We start from the raw sequence: 18,818 nt of genomic DNA on the forward strand, positions 1-18,818 counted from the left end.
ACCAATCCGGGCTGACAGTTTGCCGCCCTGTGGGGGAATAGTAAAGACCCCCCATGCACCCGCCAGAGCCCATTTACCCTTGCTACCTTCCGGTCCTGGGGGAGTTCAACAGGATGACGCCACATGAGGGGCCGTCAATGAGTTTACCCGATGATTTGGTGTGCCCCGAATCGTCCGCGGGGGTGGTGCGTTTGGCTCAGGAGCGGTGCCCGTTCACTTCCCAGCTCATCAATGCCGGTTCCTCGTAAGGGTGGGCGGAGCGCACGGAAGAAACCACTGCGTCGAGCAGCTCAGCGTCCACCACGCATTCGATCCTTATCTCCGCCACCTGTTCGCCTTGGCCCTCCGTGCCAATGAAAGGCCGGGATCCGGTGAGGGGCGTGAACCGGCCCGTGCCCGGTGACGTGAACGCGCAGTGCGAATAGTTGCCGATGCGGCCCGCGCCGGACTCGCCCATGGCAGTGAGAACCGCCTCTGCGTACTCTGCGGGAACGTAGGTCACCAAGGCGTGGAGCTGCGTCATGCGCCCATCTTCTCAGCAACTCCAGGCCAGTACGGACAAGCACGGATAGCAGCACAAGTAGGTAACGGTCCGCTGATATTCAACTGGCAACCCTTGCTTATCCTCGACGCAGAGCGGACCATGGGTATGTACACCGATTGGGGCAATCAACTTGAGCTCAAGGTTGTGAGCTGCAGGGCCTGGCGCGAAGGGCCGGACCCGGCAGCTCAACGGTGTTCCGTAAGAGTGGGCGCATTGGGGGCGTCCATTTTGACGTTAAGGACGCTTTTCATATGCAGGCTCCAGGGCCGTGCCAGCCCGCCATAACGTGCTCCCGAGGCGGCCCTGAAGGCGATGACGTAACGCTCAATTCGGCCCAATTGGGCGATGCCGAAAAGTTCAGGTATTCTAGTATCTGCTTTTGATTCAGAAGCTACTGGAGAATTCGCCTAGCGGCCTATGGCGCACGCCTGGAACGCGTGTTGGGTTAACGCCCTCGGGGGTTCAAATCCCCCATTCTCCGCGTTTGGCCCCGGTCCTCTGACCGGGGCCTTTTTGCATTCCGGGCCCGGTTTTGCAGGTCCGGCTGCGTTGCAGGCTAAGCCGCAAACCCCAGACGGCGGAGGCGCTGCCGCGCAGCCTGCTCGCTCGGCCCAACCCTGCCCAGAGCCAAATGGACGACGCCGAGGGTCACCTTGGTGCCAAGCCTCACCGGAAGCGGAAAGGGCCCCAGCCGCGGCGGCTGAAGTCCCAGCATGTCCCGGTATTTCGGTTCGAGGCTGGAAACAGCGGCGGCAAACAGCATCCGGTAACCGCGGCGCAGCGAAGGATGCAGCGGCGGATTGCGGATGAACGCCACCATCTCGGCGACTCTTTCATCCGAGCGAAGGTCGCCGTCGTCGTACCAGCGGTCCAACTGTTGCCGCATCTCCGCTTCGCTGAGCGGCGGCGAATCCACTCCCATCAGCCGGCCCGCCTGCGCCCACTCGCGCACATAGGCATCCGGGCCGCCGGGGATGGGCCCGCCCCAGATTTTGTGCGCTGCGAGGAACGCGTCCGTGAACGCGATGTGCACCCACCGGAGCAGTTCGGGGTCGTTGGCCGAGTAGCTCCGGACGACGCCGTGGCCGTCCACATATTTGCCGCGCACCGACTCGTGCAGCCGCAGTACCCACGCGGACGCCTCACGAGCCGCGGCCGTGGAGCCGTAGGACACGGTAAAAATCCACCGAATGGTTCCGGCAAGCCGGCCCAGGGGATCTTCGCGGAACCGCGAATGGTCATAGACGCCGGCAAGTGCACCCGGGTGGAGGGCCTGCATCAGGAGCGCGCGGATGCCCGCCACGATGGTGGTCATGGACCCGTGGACGGCCCAGACAGCGGAGCCCGGAAGGTGATACCCGGTGTCGTCGCCCTCTTCGAGCCGGCCAACCCAATCCGGCACCGCGTCCCGAGTCCCGGTGAAAGTCTGCTTGAGCTCCGCCCGCCATTCCCTGAGGACATTGCGCATTCTCTATTCTTGCGCACCCTGCCGGGAACAGTGCGGGCGGATTCTCACCGCCCCGGGGAGCTGTGAGCCAGCTGGGAATTCCGGCCGGAAAGGCCGGAATTACGCGGGAGCACTCCCACGGGATCGGGCTTGGGGGTTCACAGGGGCAATGGGCTGTGGTCCCATAGGAGACGTAAGTCCGTCGAGATTGGGGTCTGGCGGGCCTATCGCAGGAGTCAGAACGTGGGAAATCACTGGGGATATGGACACGAGGAACATCCCGCCAGGCCTTGCCTAGCCGCCGTACGGCTGCTCGGCGTCTGCGCCGTCTCGACGATTGGCGTGATCGCTTTCGGATTGCAGGGACCTGCTCCCGCGCCGCCGGCTGCGGTCGCTTCAGCCACTGAGCACGCCGCGATGGGCGGTCCGGGAATAGCGCCCTTGTGGCCCAGCGCGTTCATGAAACCCCTGGGTATTGCGCCGGAAAGCATTTCTGCGAATGCCAATGCCCTGCTCTCTTTCAGCCGCAGCGACATCCGGACCACCTCCAAGAGCGGCAAGCACGAACTGAACGTTGCCTCCGACGAACTGAGGCGGCCGCCGGCCGGCTCGCTGATGGCGCCCCTCGAAATGTTGAACGAAACCTCCGGGTTCGGCCTCCGCGTAAGCCCGCTGACCGGCACTCCGGGTGAGTTCCACTGGGGCCAGGACTTCGCAGCCGCCTGCGGTACCCGGGTTTATGCGGCCGACGCCGGCGTGGTCAGGGCCGTTGGCTGGCACCCCTGGGGCGGCGGCAACCGTGTGGAGATCGATCACGGCAACGGCCTGATCACCACCTACAACCATCTGGAAGGGATCGCTGTCAAGAAAGGGGACTCCGTCCAGGTGGGCGAAGTCATCGCCAAGGTTGGCACCACCGGTTCGTCCACGGGGTGCCATCTGCATTTCGAAACCATCCTCAACGGTGCCCATGCCAACCCGTTCGAGTGGAAGCTCCTGCCCATCAAACAGCTGGACGAACTCGGGAACATCGACATGATCAGCTACGCCCCCGGCACCAATGCTCCGGCGGGCGACCCGACGTGGGCGATCCCGGTTTCGACGGACAACTCTCATACGGTAACGGGAGGGGAGACGGAAGGCCCCGTGACGGGAACGCCGTCCACGCCGGCGACGGGAACCCCGTCCGCGACGGTGACGCAGACGCCGTCGTCCACCGCGACTGCGACGCCAACCACTTCCGCTTCCCCAACAGCACCGGGAAGCCCGACGTCGGGCGCGACGCCGTCCGGCTCCGCAACGCCGTCGGATTCGGCTACGCCGACCGGCTCCGCAACGCCGACCGGCTCCGCAACGCCGTCGGATTCGGCTACGCCGTCTGCGACGCAAACATCCACAACGCCGGACACCGGCGCTGCGGGTAGCGCAACCGAGCAGCCGACGGCGACCGAGCAGCCAACCGAAACCCCCGCTCCCACGTTCGCACCGACGTTTACCTCCGCTCCGGAGCCAATGGAGGAGCCGACTCAGGAACCGACGCAGCAGCCCACCGACGATCCCGAGCCGGAGCCCACCGCCACGATGACTACCGAAGCCGCCGTGGTTCCTGAACCCGCCGACAGCCAGCCGGCTCCGACGACGACGGCCCCGGCCGCCCCCGCTCCGTAACCTGACGTCCGGCACGGTTCGCGAGGGCACGAACCCGCACACTTGGCCGTTGTCCATAAATGACAGCCGTGACCCATTTGTTAGGACGCCCTCCGTGAATTCCCTTTACTCCATTCCGCTGACGCTCAACGACGGAACGGACACCGACTTTGGCCGTTTCAGGGGAAAAGCGGTGATGGTGGTCAATGTGGCCTCCCAGTGCGGCTTCACGCCGCAGTACGCCGGCCTCGAACTGCTCTACGGGAAGTTCCGGGACCAGGGTTTTGAGGTCCTGGGTGTGCCCTGTAACCAGTTCGCCGGGCAGGAACCGGGAAACGACGCCGAGATCGCCGAATTCTGCCAACGCAATTTCGGCGTGACGTTCCCGCTGACCGCCAAGGCGGATGTTCGCGGCAGGAACCAGCATCCGCTCTATGCCGAGCTCACCCGCTTCAAAAACGGCCCGCTGCCGGGCCTGGTCAAGTGGAATTTCGAGAAGTTCCTGGTGAACCGCGACGGCGCGGTGGTGGCCCGCTTCGCCCCCACGGTGGAGCCCGACTCACCTGAGGTCCTGGCTGCCATTGAGGACGCCCTCGCCTAGGGGCAAAACTCCTTATGCGGGACCTTGGCCCCTGTTACGCCACCACCCCCCCGGCCTAGACTGGCCAAATCCTTCGAGCTAACCCCGCACGGCCGCGGCATATCGGCGCGCCGCGCTGCAGGATGGTACGGCCGTCTTATCCGGCCGGGGAGGGTGCATCAGTACTTCGTGAATCACAGCAGGGCACCCGTTTGGGCGCCCGTGAAACCAGGAGGAAAGAGATGACAGGGAACAAAGCCGTTGCCTATAAGGGACCGGGCAAAGTCGAACTGATCGACATTGACTATCCAAGCTTCGAACTCAAGGACGGCCCGGGGGTCAATCCGGCCAACGTTGGCCGTTCTGTACGCCATGGCGTCATCCTCAAGACGGTCGCCACGAACATCTGCGGCTCGGACCAGCACATGGTGCGCGGACGCACTACAGCGCCCTCGGACCTGGTGCTCGGCCACGAAATCACCGGTGAAGTGGTTGAAGTTGGTCCGGATGTCGAATTCATCAAGGTGGGGGACATCTGTTCCGTCCCCTTCAACATCGCCTGCGGCCGCTGCCGGAACTGCAAGGAACGCAAGACCGGAATCTGCCTCAACGTTAATCCGGACCGGCCGGGAAGCGCCTATGGCTACGTCGACATGGGCGGCTGGGTGGGCGGCCAGGCCAACTATGTCCTGGTGCCGTATGCGGACTGGAACCTGCTGAAGTTCCCGGACAAGGACCAGGCCCTGGAAAAGATCCTCGACCTTGCCATGCTTTCCGACATCTTCCCCACCGGGTTCCACGGCGCCGTCACGGCCGGGGTTGGCGTAGGGTCCACGGTCTACATTGCGGGGGCGGGCCCCGTCGGCCTTGCTGCTGCAACCAGCGCACACCTGCTCGGCGCCGCGGCAGTGATCGTTGGTGACCTGAATGAGCAGCGGCTGGCACAGGCCCGCAGCTTCGGCTGCGAGACCGTTGACCTCACCAAAGGCGGTCCCGCCGACCAGATCGAGCAGATCCTGGGCGTGCCGGAAGTTGACTGCGGCGTTGACGCGGTGGGTTTCGAGGCGCGGGGCCACGGCTCCGGAGCGCAGGAGGCTCCGGCCACGGTACTCAACTCGCTGATGGAGATCACGGCTGCCGGCGGCGCTCTTGGCATTCCGGGCCTGTACGTCACGGGAGACCCGGGCGGCGTGGATGAGGCAGCCAAGAAGGGCTCGCTTTCGATCAGCCTGGGAACCGGCTGGGCCAAATCGCTGAGCTTCACCACCGGCCAGTGTCCGGTCATGAAGTACAACCGCCAGCTGATGATGGCGATCCTGCATGACAAGGTGCACATCGCCAAGAACGTCAACGCCAAGGCGATCAGCCTTGAGGACGCTCCCAAGGGCTATGCCGAATTCGACGCCGGTGCCGCCACGAAGTATGTTCTCAATCCGAACGGCTACCTGAGCTAGCCGCCACCTACCCGAGTAACCTCGTGCCGGCGGACACATACCGAGGCGGGTATGCGTCCGCCGGACTACCCGTTATCGAGGATTTTTCAAACATGCGTACTGGAGTTTGCACATTGTTGGCCGAATGTCTGATTGGATAGATATTACTGAGAGGGACACTGGAAGCGCCGCTTCCAACCAACCACGAAGGCAGTAATGGAGCTCATCGAGGCCGAACACCCCCGGCCACGTCATTTTCTACTCCACCTGAGCGACCCCCATCTGTTGGGAGGTCCAGATCATCTGTATGGCGCTGTAGACAGCGAAGCCCGCCTGAAACAACTGTTTGAGGAAGTCAGAGCCTCGGGGGCGCGCCCGGAGGCCGTGATATTCACCGGCGACCTGGCGGACAGGGGTGAACCCGAGGCGTACGCGAAGCTTCGGGCCATTGTTGAACCCGCCTGCAAAGCGATGAACGCCCAGGTCATCTGGGCCATGGGCAACCACGACGACCGGGAGAACTTCCGAACCGGGCTGCTGGACCAGACCGGAAACGACTCGCCGGTGGACCACAGCTACTTCATCAACGGGCTGCGCGTGATCACGCTGGACACCTCGGTCCCGGGATTCCACCACGGTGAGCTCAGCGAGGCGCAGCTGGCATGGCTCGCCGCGGAACTGGAGACGCCCGCGCCGGATGGCACCATCCTGGCGCTGCACCATCCTCCGGTGCCCTCCGTGCTGGACCTGGCCGTCCTCGTGGAGCTACGCGGCCAGCCCGCACTGGCTTCGGTCCTTCGCAACTCGGATGTCCGCACCATCCTGGCCGGCCACCTGCATTACTCCACCACGGCCAGCTTCGCCGGCATCCCCGTTTCGGTAGCCTCCGCCACCTGCTACACCCAGGACCTCAATGTACCCGTGGGCGGTACCCGGCCCCGCGACGGAGGCCAGGCCTTCAACCTCGTGCATGTTTACGAGCACACCATCGTGCACTCCGTCGTTCCCATCGGCAGCGCGGCGGCAGTGGGCGAGGTAGTGACAGCGGCCGAAACCCAGCGGCGTCTCGCCGCCGCCGGCGTCCGTATTCCGCAGAAGGCAAAAACGCACGGACACCCGCCAACGCAGAGCATCCCGATGGTCCGCGTGGGCCGCGGAGGCTGAGCCCTACTTTTCCCAGGGCGCCTTGATGGGGTAGTACTTCTCGAGGAATTCCGTGACCAGCCTGGCGCGTTCCTCGGCTTCCACCTCGGGGAAGCTGCCGTCGTTAAGGCAGAAGAAGTCCATGTTGCGCTTGGACAGGAGCTTGGGCAGGTAGTTCAGGCCGGAACGCATGGTGGTGTCCACGTACCTCACCTTGGCGGCCGTCTGGGTCACCGCCCGTCCGGTCAGCAGGGCGTAGTAGTGGTAGAAGGAATTCGTCACGGAGATGTTGTCCGCAGCCCGGAACCTGCTGGCGGCCGTCTTGGCGAATTCCTGCGGGAATTCCTCCTCCATGGTGGCCGCGACGCTGCGCCGCATGGGGGCCGCGGTGTGCTCGAGGTGGCGCGTGGTGATCCGGCCGAACCGGTTCCACAGCAGCTTCCGGTTCACCCGGGCTGCGTTCTCGAATCCGCTGCGTTCCGCGTCGTTGTCGCCCAGGCCGATGCGGGTTTCGGCCTCAATGAACTTGGTGACACCGCCCGGGGTGAAGAACATGTCCGGTCCCACCGCGCGGCCGAAGAACATGTCGTCGTTAGAGTACAGGAAGTGCTCAGAGAGTCCTTCAATGTGGTGCAGCTGGCATTCCACGGCCTGGGAATTGTGCGTGGGGAGCACTGACGGGTCCGCGAAGAACTCCTCACTGCGCACGATGGTCACGGTGGGATGGTCGGCCAGCCAGGCCGGGGCCGGGGAGTCCGTGGCGATGAAGATGCGCCGCACCCAGGGAGCGAACATGTATACCGATCGCAGGGCGTACTTGAGTTCGTCGATCTGGCGGAAGCGGGCTTCATGGTCATCGCCCTCGCCCACCACCACGCCCGCCATCCGGGCGCGCCGCGCCGCGATGTACTCCGGTGAGCTGCCATCCACCCAGGAAAAGACCATGTCGATGTCGAAGCTGATGTCGCTGGCATGGTCCGCGAACATGTTCTCGATGGTGGGCCAGGTGTGGCCGTAGCGTTCCACGGTGCCGCGCACGGCGTCGCTGCTGAGCATGGTCCGGCGGGTCAGCGAGTTTTCGATCGGCAGGATCAGCTGGTTGCCCTCGAAGCTCCACAGCTCGATCTGCACGCCTGCGGACGAGCCAAAGTCGAAGCCGCCGTCGGGCTCCACGCGGGGACGGTAGAGCCGGAAGATCCGGGCGTTGCGATTGAGGGAGAGCTCACCGTCGGCGACCAGGACTGAGGACTTCTTCTTGGCGTCCACTGTCATGGAGTAAACGGGTTCGTTGCGGCAGGCCTCGACCAGCGCAGCCCTGAGCTTCTTCCGGTCCTTCCAGTCCAGCGCAATAACGGGCCGGTGGTTGTTGCCGCGGACCAGGAGGTAGTCCAGTCCCGCGTTGGCCAGGACATTGCGAATGAACAACAGGTCCTCCACCATGGCCTGGTACGGCGTGCGGGTGGAATTGATCAGCGCATAACGGCCGCGGTGGCGCACCACGTCGGGCCGGTGTTTCAGGCGTGCAACAGCAGCCGGCGACGTTACCTCGGCGTGGCTCCTGCCGTCGTCGGAAGCCTGACCGCCGTAATAGATCTCATCCTGAACCAGTGCGTCTGTAATGGTGTTTCTCCGAGCTGTTGTCAATAGAGGTCCTACCTGCATAATAACCTGCGTAAAAAAACAGGACTAATCACCGGACGGGCGCCGGACATGGACGCCGGACGGGCGCCGTACGCGGCGCCGGACATGCACCGTACGCGGCGCCGCTACCGCCGGCGCATGTCAGTACGGCGCGGCTAGCCGGTCAGGGCGTCCCGCCAGCTGCGCAGGAACGCCCCGCCGGCGTCGTCATGGATCACGTCTTCCGCCAGCCCCAGATCGGCCGCCGTCAGGACCTCATACGGCTTGACGGGCACGCCGTCCGCAGGGCGGACGTCCACATGCTTCACCTCGTGGTCGTTGTGGTGCAGCCAGTCAGCCATGGCGTAGTCGGTGCGCGAATCGCCCACCGTCCGCCAGGCAAGCGGCCGGATGCCCTGCGCCGCGAGCAGCTCCACGGCGCGGCTGGCGCCGAGGTCCTTGCCGAGGCGCACGGACTCGATGTCCGTGGAAATGATGGTGGGATCCACCCGGTAGTCGATCTGGTCGTCGGAATCGGGAGCGTGGTGGTCCAGCCGGACCACACCCAGGCCGTGGCGGGCCATCAGCTCCATGGCGTCGGTGTCGAACAGTTTCTGTTCGTCCAGGTAGTCCTGGCTGGGCACGTCGATGTGCTGCTCCACCGACACCATGGCCCGCTTGGTTTCGTCGTAGAACATGTGTTGTGCGTAGTCCTCGGAGACCAGGCGGCGGACGTCGTCGCCGTAGGCGCGGGGGACGGCCAGTTCGTGGTCAACGTGCATGGGGCCGGGCCCGGCAGCCGTGTAGCTGAACCAGACAGCGCCCTTCTCGCAGATGGCGTGGATGATTGTTCCGGCGGGCATGCCCGCGGCGATCATCGGCTCCATGACCTGTTGGCGGATGAACGCGTCCGAGCGGCCCGTGTTGAAGATGACGGGAATCCCGGCCGTGGCCAGTGCCACCATATCCGCGATGATCTCCGGCCTGACGTCACGGGTGACGGGACTCGCCACCGGGCCATCGACGTCGAGCAGGAGGGCAAGGGGAGGAGCCGACGGCGATGCGGCAGCTGGGTTCTCGGGTGCAGTCATGCCTCCATTCTGGCAGTCCGGGGCGGCACGGCGCTGAATGTTGCCTTGCTGCGACGCCGGCCGTCAATGGTCACCGTTTGGCCACAACCTTGGAACAGCGCTGGGTCATTCGTTCCCTTGGGCGGGCAACTTCCATAGGCTTGCAGGGTGATATTCAAAGCTGTGGGCGAGGGACGCCCTTACCCCGACCATGGTTACAACACCCCCAAGGAGTGGGCCGCGCTTCCGCCGCGTCCTGTCCGGCTCGATGAGCTGGTGACCACCAAGCGCACCCTCGACCTCGAGGCCCTCCTCGCCGAGGATTCCACGTTCTTCGGCGATCTTTTTCCCCACGTTGTGCAATACCGGGGAACGCTGTACCTCGAGGATGGGCTGCACCGTGCCGTCCGGACCGCACTGCACCAGCGCACCGCCATCCACGCCCGCGTGCTGGTGATAAATGGCTAAGGAACCCAGGGATTTTACGGTCCTGCACGGGCACCGCGTGGTTTCCGGAAGGGAGCTCAGGGCCACGTTCGTTGAGCATGACGAAACCGAGGACAACCCCGTCCGGCTGCGCCGCCGAATCCTCCACGGCGTGGTGCTGGTGTTGCTGGTGGGCCTGATTATCGCTGCCATCATCGTTGCGCTGGCCATCATGAACGGACAGATCAGGATCCCCACTGCGGAGCGGAGCCGGTCCTCGGTGTCGGCGTGCCCCACGGCCACTTTTGACTACACCCCGAACGATAAAATCAGCCTGAACGTCTACAACGGCACCAACCGGCCGGGCCTGGCCCGGTCCGTTGCCGATGAGTTCCTGGCCAGGAAATTCGCCGTGGCCGATGTGGGCAACACGCAGTCCGGTTACCGGGGCGTGGCTGCGGTGGTTTCCGGCGCTGCCGGGCAGTCTGCCGCGTTCAGTGTCCAGCGCAACCTGCCGGAATCGGATTACTTCCAGGACGGCCGGTCCGACGGCAGCGTGGACGTGATCCTGACGGGAGAATTCAAGGAGCTGACCGGGCCCGAACTGGTGGACCAGACGCCCGGCAAGCTCAGCTGCCCGCGGGAGAGCCGCCGGATCGTGGACGGCGCCAAGTGGCCGGTGATCCCCAAAGCCGGGTAAGGAACTAAGGCTGGGTGAACCGCACGGGACGGCCCCCGTCGTCGAACCGGGCCCCTGCCCCCAGCTGGATGAACCGGACGGTGCGGAGCACCGCTTCCGGGCTGCCGTCACCGCGCGCCGCGCTGGACGACAGGGTGCCATGGATGAGCTGAGACAGTTGCACGATGTCCGCCGCGGGAAGGTAGCCCTGGGCCATTGCGTCGCGCAGGATGTCCTGCAGAAGCAGGCTGAGCTCCCCCACGTGGTCCGCGAGCTTAGAGAAGGACGCCGGCGAGAGTACAGCGGCCATGGCAGGGCCGGGCGGCAGGTGGCGGCGGCTCAGGTCCTCCACCTGGGCGCGGACGTACAGCGCCAGGCGTTCCACCGGGTTCGCCAGGGACTGCAGCGACTCCCGAAGGCCGTCAAGGAACCGCTCGGTTTCATCCAGTGCGTACGCGATCAGCAGCTCTTCGATGTCCGCGTAGTAGTTGTACACGGCGGTGCGGCCGATGCCTGCATGGCGGGCGACGTCAGTCATGGTCAGCCCGGGCAGGCCGTGGGTGAACAGGAGCTCGCCGAAGCCGGTCAGGATGCGGCGTTGGGTGTCGGCTCGTTGGGCAGCGTTCGTGGCGGCCGAAATCCTAGGCATACAGACACTTTACAGTGATCTGTCAGCAAACCCCGGCTGCGCGGCGCCGGAGTCAGATGGCGCAGCCGTCGGGGCCGCACGCTTCGGCCGCGCCTTCGCTGCCGGGGGCTCCGGTGCCGGCCATCACCAGGGGCTGCTTCTCCTGCCAGGCCTGATTGAGCGCCTGGCTGAACATCGCCGACGGCTGGGCGCCGGACAGTCCGAACTTGCGGTCAATCACGAAGAACGGCACGCCGCTGATGCCCAGGGCGCGGCCCTCTTCGAAGTCGAACCGGACGTCATCGGCGTACTTGTCCGTGGTGAACAGTTCATCCAGCTCCGCGGCGCCGATCCCCAGGTCCAGGCCCAGGGCGGTGAGGTACTCCCGGCTGCCGATGTCACGGCCGTGCTTGAAGTGGTCGCTCAGCAGGCGCTCCTTGGCGGCGTCCTGCTTGCCGTGGGTTGCGGCCAGGTGGATCAGCCGGTGGGCGGTGAAGCTGTTGGCAACCACAACGGCGTCGAAACGGTAGTTGAGGCCCTCACCCTTGGCCTGTTCAGCCACGTGCTCGAACATCTGCGAGACCTGAGCCGGCGCCATGCCCTTGCGGGTGCTGAGGTACTCCAGCTCGGTGCCGTCATAGTGCTCGGGCAGGGTGGGGTCCAGCTGGTAGCTGCGCCACTGCACCTCCACGGAGTCGCGGTGCGGGAATTCGGCCAGGGCTGCTTCGAAACGGCGCTTGCCGATGTAGCACCAGGGGCAGGCGACGTCGGACCAGATCTCAATCTTCATGCTGGCGACAACCGGGTGCCGGCGGCATCCATTCCCCTTTGGGCGTGTCGGATTCGTCACTCGCTGGAGCACTGCCAGCAGCGCGAACGGGCAGATAAGGCCCTCAAAGCTTGGATCTGAGGGCCTCAAGTGTCCGTTCGCGCTTGGGGGTGGGGCCTCAAGTGTCCGTTCGCGCTTGGGGGTGGGGCCTCAAGTGTCCGTTCGCGCTTGGGGGTGGGGGAGCGCCCGTTCCATCACGAAGTCGTGCTCAACGGTGGTTCCCAGCGTGAACGACTTGGTGCCCACTTTACGGAAGCCCGACTTTTCGTAGAAACGGATGGCCTTGGCGTTCTGGCTGTTGACTCCCAGCCACATTCCGCGGGCACCGGCGGCTGCTGCCTCGACCATGCTGGCGTGCATCAGCTCCGCCGCGGCACCCAGCCCGTGGTTGTCGGGGTGGACGTAGCATTTGCTGAGCTCGGTGGCCGGAAGTGCAGTCAGGCTGGCGGCAACGTCGGGGTCAGCCGCCGGACGGTCCACGAGCATGCTGTAGCCCCGGAGGTCGCCGTCGGAGTCGATCACCAGCACGGTGATGTCCGGGTCCGCCAGGTAACTTCGGAATTTTTCTTCGCTGAGCGTTGCCGCCAGGTGCGCCGCGATATCGGCGGGGGAGGACTCCGGCGGGCAGGCGAGCGGAAAGGTGACCGCGGCAAGCCCGGCCAGCCGGCCGGCGTCGTCCGCGGTTGCTTTCCGGATGGTGTGCGTCATGCCAAAACTTTAGTGTGACTTCCCTGTGGTTCGTTACGGTCTCGCGCCGCAGTAGGGTCACATGCCGCGCAGGAATTCAAGGCCTCTGACAGCCAACTCGTCCTGGCTGGGGGCAAGCGGCCGCCAGATGGAGGCCGCAACGGCAATGGCGGCATTGTCCGCAGTGAAACTTTCAATGTTCAACGGTCCGCTGTAGCCCACCTCGTCCAGGGCCCGCAGGAAGCCTTCCCAGTCGGTCTGGTCCCCGCCGGGGGCGCCGCGGTCGTTGCCGCAGACCTGCACGTGAACCACGTGTTCACCGGCCGCCCGAACCGCGGCAGCCAGCGAACGCTCCTCGATGTGAAGGTGGTAGCTGTCCAGGGCAAGGCCGACGCCGTTGCCAAGCAACGGCTCCAGCGCCTCGAGTGCCTGGTCCACCGTGTTGATCAGCGATGTTTCGTACCGGTTCAGCGGTTCGATGCCCAGGACCACGCCAGCTTCTCGGGCCCGGGCCGCCACCGGCTGCAGATTGTGGCGCAGCTCCGCATAGGCCTCGCGCCGCTGCCCGGGCGACATCCGCCAGACCCGGCCGGTCTGGGCGTAGAAAGGACCGCAAACAGTGGGCGAACCGATGCTGCCGGCCATGCTGACGCAGGCCATGAGGTAGGACTGGGTCCTTTCCACGGCGGCCGGAGACGCGGCCACGAGGTCCCGGCCCGGCGCCATGGCACCGACGAGAAACGGTGTAAGCCCCGTGGACTCCAGGGATCCGCGCACCGCAGCGGGCGTGAAGTCGCCGGCGTTTTCCAGCGGGAGTTCGACGGCGTCAAACCCCATCGCGGCGATCCTCGCCAGGTGTCCGCCCAGGTTGGAGTCGGTCAGCGGAGACTCCCAGACCCACGTGCTGATCCCGATGAGACGCTTCACGCTGGTTCCTTCAACGCCGGTTCCTTCAACGCCGGTTCCTTCCACGCTGTGCGAGGGCCGTGTCAGGGCATTTGCCGCTTCTGCCAGACCTCCGGGTAGCCGGGGAGGTCTTCTCCGCCGAACTTGGCGTAGTGCCCGCCGGGCATCCCCTGATTGCGCTGCAGCCAGGAGTCCAGCTCGTCCGCGAGGATGGGCTTCTGCGGAAGAACCCATTCGGCCGGGATCTGCTCACCCTTGAAGATCTTTTCCAGGGCCAGCAGCGGGGTCCGCCACTGGAAGTTGGAGTAGACGGGGGCCATGGCATCGATTCCGGTTTCCTTCCACTTGGTCAGGAAGCTCATCTCATCCTCGCCGGTCATCACCGGAAGGTCCTTGCCTGCATCCTCGAATGCCTCGAGGGCAGCCACCGCACCGTCTCCGGCGTCCATCCAGACGCCCCGGACGTCGCCGGTGGCCAGTTCATCGGAGATGATTTTCTTGATCTCGGTGGGGTCGGCCCCGGTGAAGTAGTCCTTGGCCTGGATTCCCTTCTCCTCAAAGATCTTCTTTGCCGCCGCCCAGCGGTGTTCCAGAACATCCACGCCGGGAAGGATGCGGAGGGCCACCACCTTGTCGCCGGACTTCAGCCTGTCGGTCAGGAACGTGGCGGTGTCTATGCCCCAGGCAAAGCCGCCGATCGGGTGGATGAACGTGGTGGCGCAGTCGGTTTCGACGCCGCGGTCAAACACCACCACAGGCTTGCCGGTCTGGCAGGCACGTTCCACGGCCTGGGTCAGGGCAGCTGTGGAGTTGGGCGAGATGACAAACGCATCGCAGTTTCCCTCGTCGATGAAGTAGTCAATGTCCGCAATCTGCGTGTTGTCGTTGTCCTTGGCATCCCGGGTCTCCATCTGGGAAATGACCCCCGAGTCCTGCAGGACCTTGAGCTGCTGGTTCATGGTTATCCAGCCGGTCTGGCGCCACGGGTTGGAGATGGAGGCATTGGCGAAGCAGACCTTGTGCGCCCCGGATGAGGCGAACTTGGCGGTGTCCGTCATGTCGCCGGCAATGTACTGCAGGTAGGGCTGGTCGGCATTACCTTCAAAGGTTGCCGAGCGTTGCTTGAACTGCCCGTCGTAAAGCGCCTGGTCAAACCATTCCTGGCTGGCCGGAGTGGTTTCTGCCGGTGAGCCGGTACCCGTTGCCGTCGTTTCGGTAACGGACGGGTCGGTGGTGGTACAGGCGGTCAGCACCACCAGCGGCAATGCTGCCCCAAGTGCGATCGCGCGAATAGAGTGTTTGCGCATCAGACTCGATTTCCTCCTTGTTCGGTGCCCTTGTGGGGCATGGGTGCTGCGCTTAGCCGGTGCCTTTCGTCATGGGCAGCGGAAGTGGCTCCCTTGCGCTTGCGCTGCCATGACTTGGACGCTGCTGCCACAGCGATGATGATGATTACCCCCTGGACCGTGTCCCGCCAGGTGGCCTGGACGCCCATGAAGTTCAGGAGGGTGAACAGCGCCTCGAGGGCGAACGCTCCGGCCGCCGCGGACAGGACCCAGCCGCGTCCGCCACCCAGCACTACGCCACCGAGGACGACGGCGGTGATCGCCGTGAACTCGTAACCCCGCCCCACCGACGGATGAACTCCGGCGTAGCCCACGAGCAGGATCCCGGCCACGGTGGCCGATAGCGATGAGATGATGAACGCCCGCGTCCGCACCCACCAGACACGGGAGCCGGCAAGCTCGGCCGCCCTTGGGTTGTCACCGACAGCGATGAGCATGCGGCCGAAGGGGCGGCGCATCAGGACGAACGCCAGGATGGCCACCGCCGTCAGAATGATGACAGGGTAGGGAATGATGTCCAGGACCGGGACGTCCTGGATCCCGCCGCGCCCGATCTGGCGGAAGCTGTCCGCCGGGTTTCCCTGGGCCGCGCCGCCGGTCCAGTAGAGGACCAGTCCGAGCAACGCCAGCATCATGCCCAGCGTCACAATGAAGCTGGGCACCTTCAGCAGCGTTGTGATCAGTCCGTTCACGAGTCCGATGAAGGCGCCGAGCACAAACATCAGGATCAGGACCGGAATCACCCTGGAATCGTCCTGCCGGATGAGGTTCCCGGCAACGATGACCTGCATGGTCACCACTGATCCCATGGACAGGTCGAATTCGCCGCTGACAATGACGAAGTACTGGCCGATGGCGGCAATGGCGATCGGAGCCGTCCTGCCGATGAACCGGATGAAGGAGCCCGGCTCCCCGAAGGAGGGGTTCAGTACGATGATGGCCGCCAGGAGTCCGATCAACAGAATGAAGACGGCCCCGCCGGGGGTGCGCACAGCTCGCAGGAGCCGCTGGGAACGGCTGGCGCGGTTCTGCCGGAGGACTGCGCTGCGCCCGGAGGGCAGTGCCGTACTCATGGCCCCTCCGCGGGTGCAGCTTTGGCGGCCGGCGCTTCCGCGGAACCCCTCGAGCTGAACCGCTCCGGTCTGTTGACGATCCTGCGGCGGGCATACACGGCGACGGCGACGACAATCACCACGCCCCTGACCACGTCCTTGAGGAAGGGGTTGATCTGCATGACGGACATGATGTTGTCCAGCATGGCGAAGATGAGGACGCCGCCAAGGGTGCCGGTGATGGTCCCTTTGCCGCCGGCCAGGAGAGTGCCGCCGAGGACGACGGCGGCGATGGAGAGCAGATCGTAGCCGCCCTGGGAGCCCACCGTCGGGCTGCCCACGCCCAGCCGGCTGGCGAGGAGAAGCCCCGCCATTCCCGCCAGCAGCGAACAGATCACATGAGCCGTGATGACCGGCAAATCGATGCGGATTCCGGACGTCCGGGCCACGGAAATGTCACCGCCGACGGCGTAGAGGTGGTGGCCCACGCGGGTGCGGTGCAGCAACAGCATGGCCAGGCCCGCGCAGGCCAGCATGATGATGGTCGAGATGGGGACGGGCCCCAGGCCCGTCGCCCCGATCAGCCGGAACGAGAGCGGGGTCTGGCCGAAGCTGCCCTTGAAATTGGTGGCAAGGTAGCCGCTGATGATCAGGCCCATGCCCAGCGTGGCGATGAACCCGTGCACATTCAGCCGGGCCACGATCAGCCCGTTCGCCAGGCCGATGACCGCCGCCGCACCCAACGTCAGCAGGACACCGGGCAGGACGTTGCCCGGGTTGTTGGCCATCACGCCGGCGGCAATAAGGCTGGCCAGGCTGGCGACATAGGGAACCGAGAGATCCAGGCTGCCGGCCAGGATCACCAGCGTCTGGCCGATCGCGATGAAACCCAGGACGCTTGTTCCGGTCAGGATGCTGGAGATATTGCCCTGGCTGAAGAAATTCCGCCCAATCGTGTTGACGAGCACCGCACCAACAATCAGCGTCAGCAGCGCCACCAGGTAAACGATCTGCGTGGAGGACAGGCGATCGATGGAACTGCCGCGCTGTTTCACGTCCCACCTCCGGATGCGGTCCTGGCGCCCGTTCCCAGCTGCAGGACGGCTTCCTCGGACGTTCCCGCCGGAAGCTCGCCGGCGAGACGCCCGTCGCGCATTACCAGGATCCGATCGGACATGCCGATGACCTCCGGCAATTCGCTGGAAACCATCAGGATGGCTTTGCCTTCGGCTGCCAGTTTGCGCATTAGCCGGTACACCGCTACTTTGGCGCCCACGTCTATTCCGCGGGTGGGTTCATCCAGCAGGACCAGGCGGGGGCGGATGGCCAGCCACTTGGCAAGGACCACTTTCTGCTGGTTCCCGCCCGAGAGGTACTGCACCTCCTGGTCCAGGTCCCGGGCCACGACCTCCAGGGAGGAGAAGACACCGGGGATCTCGGTTCTGACCGCTCTTGTGCGGCGGGGGAAGACTGATCTGATGACGGTCAGTGCGTTATTTAGGATGGACTGGTTCAGGCTCAGTCCCTCAGCCTTGCGGTCTTCGGTGATGAGGGCCATGCGCGCCCGGACCCCCTCACGCGGCGACTTGGGCAGAAGCTCCCGGCCCTCCACTTTCATGGTGCCGCGGGTAAAAGGGGCGGCGCCGAATATGGCGTGAAGCACTTCTGACCGGCCGGAGCCCTGGAGACCGGCCAGCCCGACAATCTCTCCCGGCCGAACGCTGAAGCTGATCCCGTCCAGTTGGCCGTTTCCGGCACCGTGCAGTTCGAGGATCGGCTTTGCGGGAACATCAGCGCCTTCGGCGCCGGGCCCCTCAGCGTCGCTGTCTGCCAAGGGCAGCTTGTCCGGGAAGAAGGCCGAAATAGGCCTGCCCACCATCAGCCGGACCAGCCGTGCGTCGTCGAGTTCTGAGGCGGGGCCGGTGCTGACCACGCGGCCATCCTTCAGGACGGTGATGACGTCGCACAGGTCGAAGAGCTCCCGCAGCCGGTGGGAGACGTAGAGGATGGCTGTGCCGCGTTCCCGAAGGCGGGACACGATCTGGTAGAGGAGCTCAACTTCGGCGCCGGCCAGCGCGGCGGTGGGCTCGTCCATGGAGATGATCCGGGCGTCATAGCTGACCGCCTTGGCAATCTCCACTACCTGCTGCTCGGCCACGGTCAGGCTCCGCACCTGGGCGGTGGGCCGGATGGCGGTGATCCCGAGCGATTCCAGCAGCTCCGCCGTTTTCGCGTTCATCAGGGCCTTGTTCACCAGGACTCCGCGGCGGGGTTCCCGGCCCAGGTAGATGTTCTCGGCCACCGTCCGGTCGGGAAGGAGATTGAACTCCTGGAATACCGAGGACAGTCCGGCTTCGTGGGCCTTCGTGGGGTGGCTGAAGTTGACTTCCTGGCCGTCCAAAAGCACCGTTCCCGCGTCCGGCTGGTAGACCCCCGCAAGCACTTTCATCAGGGTGGACTTCCCGGCGCCGTTTTCGCCCACAAGCCCGTGAACCTGGCTCCGGTGAAGGGTAAGGTGGGCGTCTTCCAGTACAGGAATGCCGAAGAAACTTTTGGTCAGTCCGCGGACTTCCAGGAGTGGCGGCGGGGCCGTGGAAACCTGAGGGAGCCCACCGGGGATTGACGCCGCGCCAGTCCGTTCGTGGTTCTCCATCGATGCGCCCACGCCTAACTGTTACAGGGCGGCTTCTGTTCCGTCAAGGGATAAACGATTGCGTACTATTAGGGGCTGCTTGGCCGGGTTTTGCGGCTGTTGGCGGCGCTGTGTGTCGCGGCCAGGAA

18 protein-coding genes, 1 tRNA gene and 1 other RNA gene are annotated in these 18,818 nt (G+C 65.0%); 7 read left to right on the top strand and 13 right to left on the bottom strand.

Going from position 1 to position 18,818, the window contains the following annotated elements; translation table 11 throughout:
• Positions 1-39: 39 nt before the first annotated feature.
• Together ffs and J2805_RS09070 are read right to left on the bottom strand one after the other, a co-directional pair.
• An RNA gene (gene ffs / locus J2805_RS09065) (signal recognition particle sRNA small type) lies at positions 40-136 on the bottom strand.
• A gap of 60 nt (positions 137-196) precedes the next feature.
• A complete protein-coding gene (locus J2805_RS09070; protein ID WP_309975340.1) occupies positions 197-523 on the bottom strand; it encodes a YqfO family protein in 327 nt (108 codons plus the stop codon).
• 417 nt (positions 524-940) lie between these two features.
• On the opposite strand from J2805_RS09070, the gene J2805_RS09075 reads away from it, so the two are divergent.
• Positions 941-1,025 (top strand) — tRNA-Ser (locus J2805_RS09075).
• Positions 1,026-1,100: 75 nt separating this feature from the next.
• Here J2805_RS09075 and J2805_RS09080 read toward each other — a convergent pair.
• Complete coding sequence (locus J2805_RS09080; RefSeq protein WP_309975343.1) at positions 1,101-2,012, bottom strand: oxygenase MpaB family protein; 912 nt, start codon at positions 2,010-2,012, stop codon at positions 1,101-1,103.
• Positions 2,013-2,234: 222 nt separating this feature from the next.
• Between J2805_RS09080 and J2805_RS09085 the strand changes: the two genes are divergently transcribed.
• From J2805_RS09085 to J2805_RS09100, 4 genes are all read left to right on the top strand, one after another.
• On the top strand, positions 2,235-3,659 hold the full coding sequence (locus tag J2805_RS09085) for a peptidoglycan DD-metalloendopeptidase family protein (RefSeq protein WP_309975346.1): 1,425 nt from the start codon (positions 2,235-2,237) through the stop codon (positions 3,657-3,659).
• 94 nt (positions 3,660-3,753) lie between these two features.
• Complete coding sequence (locus J2805_RS09090; protein WP_309975347.1) at positions 3,754-4,239, top strand: glutathione peroxidase; 486 nt, start codon at positions 3,754-3,756, stop codon at positions 4,237-4,239.
• Between the two features lie 221 nt (positions 4,240-4,460).
• Positions 4,461-5,672 carry a formaldehyde dehydrogenase, glutathione-independent gene (fdhA, locus tag J2805_RS09095; RefSeq protein ID WP_309975349.1) on the top strand — a complete coding sequence of 404 codons (1,212 nt, stop codon included), beginning with the start codon at positions 4,461-4,463 and terminating at the stop codon, positions 5,670-5,672.
• Between the two features lie 195 nt (positions 5,673-5,867).
• Positions 5,868-6,815, top strand: a complete 948-nt coding sequence (locus J2805_RS09100) for a phosphodiesterase (RefSeq protein WP_309975352.1) — start codon at positions 5,868-5,870, stop codon at positions 6,813-6,815.
• Positions 6,816-6,818: 3 nt separating this feature from the next.
• Here J2805_RS09100 and J2805_RS09105 read toward each other — a convergent pair whose 3' ends face one another.
• Together J2805_RS09105 and J2805_RS09110 are read right to left on the bottom strand one after the other, a co-directional pair.
• Positions 6,819-8,438 (bottom strand): stealth family protein, encoded by a 1,620-nt coding sequence (locus J2805_RS09105; protein WP_396134273.1) that lies wholly within the window; start codon positions 8,436-8,438, stop codon positions 6,819-6,821.
• 152 nt (positions 8,439-8,590) lie between these two features.
• Complete coding sequence (locus J2805_RS09110) at positions 8,591-9,505, bottom strand: hypothetical protein (RefSeq protein ID WP_309975355.1); 915 nt, start codon at positions 9,503-9,505, stop codon at positions 8,591-8,593.
• Positions 9,506-9,652: 147 nt separating this feature from the next.
• Here J2805_RS09110 and J2805_RS09115 point away from each other — a divergent pair, with 147 nt between their 5' ends.
• Both J2805_RS09115 and J2805_RS09120 read left to right on the top strand, forming a co-directional pair.
• Positions 9,653-9,952, top strand: a complete 300-nt coding sequence (locus J2805_RS09115) for a type II toxin-antitoxin system VapB family antitoxin (RefSeq protein WP_309975358.1) — start codon at positions 9,653-9,655, stop codon at positions 9,950-9,952.
• Complete coding sequence (locus J2805_RS09120; protein WP_309975360.1) at positions 9,945-10,610, top strand: LytR C-terminal domain-containing protein; 666 nt, start codon at positions 9,945-9,947, stop codon at positions 10,608-10,610. The genes J2805_RS09115 and J2805_RS09120 overlap by 8 nt, the downstream gene beginning before the upstream one ends.
• Before the next feature lie 4 nt (positions 10,611-10,614).
• On the opposite strand, the gene J2805_RS09125 is transcribed toward J2805_RS09120, so the two are convergent.
• The 8 genes from J2805_RS09125 to J2805_RS09160 all read right to left on the bottom strand — a co-directional run bounded on the left by J2805_RS09125 (position 10,615) and on the right by J2805_RS09160 (position 18,690).
• Positions 10,615-11,238: a TetR/AcrR family transcriptional regulator gene (locus J2805_RS09125; RefSeq protein WP_309975361.1), complete on the bottom strand. Its 624-nt coding sequence runs from the start codon at positions 11,236-11,238 to the stop codon at positions 10,615-10,617.
• 52 nt (positions 11,239-11,290) lie between these two features.
• Positions 11,291-12,007, bottom strand: coding sequence for a DsbA family oxidoreductase (locus J2805_RS09130; RefSeq protein ID WP_309975363.1), 717 nt, complete (start codon positions 12,005-12,007; stop codon positions 11,291-11,293).
• Positions 12,008-12,196: 189 nt separating this feature from the next.
• On the bottom strand, positions 12,197-12,754 hold the full coding sequence (locus J2805_RS09135; RefSeq protein ID WP_309975365.1) for a GNAT family N-acetyltransferase: 558 nt from the start codon (positions 12,752-12,754) through the stop codon (positions 12,197-12,199).
• Positions 12,755-12,811: 57 nt separating this feature from the next.
• Entirely contained in the window at positions 12,812-13,660 is an 849-nt protein-coding gene (locus J2805_RS09140) for a sugar phosphate isomerase/epimerase family protein (RefSeq protein ID WP_309975367.1), read from the bottom strand.
• Positions 13,661-13,722: 62 nt separating this feature from the next.
• Complete coding sequence (locus J2805_RS09145) at positions 13,723-14,946, bottom strand: substrate-binding domain-containing protein (protein WP_309975369.1); 1,224 nt, start codon at positions 14,944-14,946, stop codon at positions 13,723-13,725.
• On the bottom strand, positions 14,946-16,058 hold the full coding sequence (locus tag J2805_RS09150) for an ABC transporter permease (RefSeq protein WP_309975371.1): 1,113 nt from the start codon (positions 16,056-16,058) through the stop codon (positions 14,946-14,948). The genes J2805_RS09145 and J2805_RS09150 overlap by 1 nt, the downstream gene beginning before the upstream one ends.
• Entirely contained in the window at positions 16,055-17,092 is a 1,038-nt protein-coding gene (locus J2805_RS09155) for an ABC transporter permease (protein ID WP_309975373.1), read from the bottom strand. The genes J2805_RS09150 and J2805_RS09155 overlap by 4 nt, the downstream gene beginning before the upstream one ends.
• Complete coding sequence (locus J2805_RS09160) at positions 17,089-18,690, bottom strand: sugar ABC transporter ATP-binding protein (protein WP_309975701.1); 1,602 nt, start codon at positions 18,688-18,690, stop codon at positions 17,089-17,091. The genes J2805_RS09155 and J2805_RS09160 overlap by 4 nt, the downstream gene beginning before the upstream one ends.
• Between the last annotated feature and the right edge of the window lie 128 nt (positions 18,691-18,818).

It is taken from the genome of Arthrobacter oryzae (assembly GCF_031454875.1).
Taxonomy (GTDB): domain Bacteria; phylum Actinomycetota; class Actinomycetes; order Actinomycetales; family Micrococcaceae; genus Arthrobacter; species Arthrobacter oryzae_D.

Coding starts and splice junctions, on each gene's coding strand:
- J2805_RS09125 (WP_309975361.1), bottom strand. CDS start 11,238: ATGCCTAGGATTTCGGCCGCCACGAACGCTGCCCAACGAGCCGACACC.
- J2805_RS09110 (WP_309975355.1), bottom strand. CDS start 9,505: ATGACTGCACCCGAGAACCCAGCTGCCGCATCGCCGTCGGCTCCTCCC.
- J2805_RS09080 (WP_309975343.1), bottom strand. CDS start 2,012: ATGCGCAATGTCCTCAGGGAATGGCGGGCGGAGCTCAAGCAGACTTTC.
- J2805_RS09150 (WP_309975371.1), bottom strand. CDS start 16,058: ATGAGTACGGCACTGCCCTCCGGGCGCAGCGCAGTCCTCCGGCAGAAC.
- J2805_RS09070 (WP_309975340.1), bottom strand. CDS start 523: ATGACGCAGCTCCACGCCTTGGTGACCTACGTTCCCGCAGAGTACGCA.
- J2805_RS09100 (WP_309975352.1), top strand. CDS start 5,868: ATGGAGCTCATCGAGGCCGAACACCCCCGGCCACGTCATTTTCTACTC.
- fdhA (WP_309975349.1), top strand. CDS start 4,461: ATGACAGGGAACAAAGCCGTTGCCTATAAGGGACCGGGCAAAGTCGAA.
- J2805_RS09120 (WP_309975360.1), top strand. CDS start 9,945: ATGGCTAAGGAACCCAGGGATTTTACGGTCCTGCACGGGCACCGCGTG.
- J2805_RS09145 (WP_309975369.1), bottom strand. CDS start 14,946: ATGCGCAAACACTCTATTCGCGCGATCGCACTTGGGGCAGCATTGCCG.
- J2805_RS09160 (WP_309975701.1), bottom strand. CDS start 18,690: ATGGAGAACCACGAACGGACTGGCGCGGCGTCAATCCCCGGTGGGCTC.
- J2805_RS09135 (WP_309975365.1), bottom strand. CDS start 12,754: ATGACGCACACCATCCGGAAAGCAACCGCGGACGACGCCGGCCGGCTG.
- J2805_RS09130 (WP_309975363.1), bottom strand. CDS start 12,007: ATGAAGATTGAGATCTGGTCCGACGTCGCCTGCCCCTGGTGCTACATC.